The following is an 892-nucleotide window of genomic DNA, read 5'->3' as shown; positions in this document are numbered from 1 at the left end:
ATTATAATAGTGAACACCGTACATGGCGCCTTCGTCCACCATTTTATTGTCATCATGATCATATGGATCAGGGTGACCCGCCTTTTCAATTACAGGATCCAGCTCTGAAGCCGTCCTATTCCAAAAGCCTACCGTTTTTGCTTTTGCATTGGACCACATGTCCTTCACTTTTCCTCTGTTCGTTTTATTCGATAAAAATGAGACTCCGGCAACTCCGACTCCTAGTAATACCGCGTTTCTTCCTAATGCCATCATTACCTTCCCCCTTATTTATTTGGCTTACTGTATATATACCCGCCGCCAGTTCATGTAAACCTTTATTTATATGGAGGAATTTGATAAAAGAAATTAGGTTTCATTATTTCATTGTTATATGGCTGATGGAAAACATGGGTCGTGGCTGGTGACACCGGTGGAATTAACCAGGTCCAATCCCCCGTTACTTTCCTGTCATATGAGGCTTCTTTTTCTTCGAATTTCTTGAATTGCTTAGCTGCTGTATGGTGATCAACAATGCTGACTCCGTGTTTTTTATACGAATGAAGGACTGCTTCATTCAGTTCGATAAGGGCTCGATCTTTCCATAAACTCGAATCACGTTTAATATCCAGGCCCATCCTCTCCCCGATTGCCGGCAGCATATTGTAGCGTTCTTCATCAGCAAGATTCCTAGCACCGATTTCCGTTCCCATGTACCACCCATTAAATGGTGCAGCTGAATAAGTAATACCGCCAATTTCCAGCCTCATACCAGATATGATTGGAACTGCGTACCATTTTAGTTTAAGATCTTCGAACCATGTCAGTTCAGGGTGGGTGATTTGAACCTCTTTAACGAGGCTTTCAGGTATATCATGAAAACTAGCGGTTTTTCCGTTCACTTGGACTACAA

General features: G+C 42.3%; 1 protein-coding gene and 1 pseudogene. Both read right to left on the bottom strand.

Annotated features, from left to right (window positions below; genetic code table 11):
* Window positions 1-255, bottom strand: a pseudogene (locus tag AC1DVB_RS27610) (hypothetical protein); the annotation flags it as partial.
* A 62-nt stretch (window positions 256-317) separates the two neighbouring features.
* On the bottom strand, window positions 318-892 hold a 575-nt coding region (locus AC1DVB_RS27605), incomplete at its 5' end, for a nitric oxide synthase oxygenase (protein WP_477592034.1).

This window comes from Peribacillus sp. P4_D6, from assembly GCF_056401795.1.
This window is presented reverse-complemented; position numbering and strand designations above follow the sequence as displayed.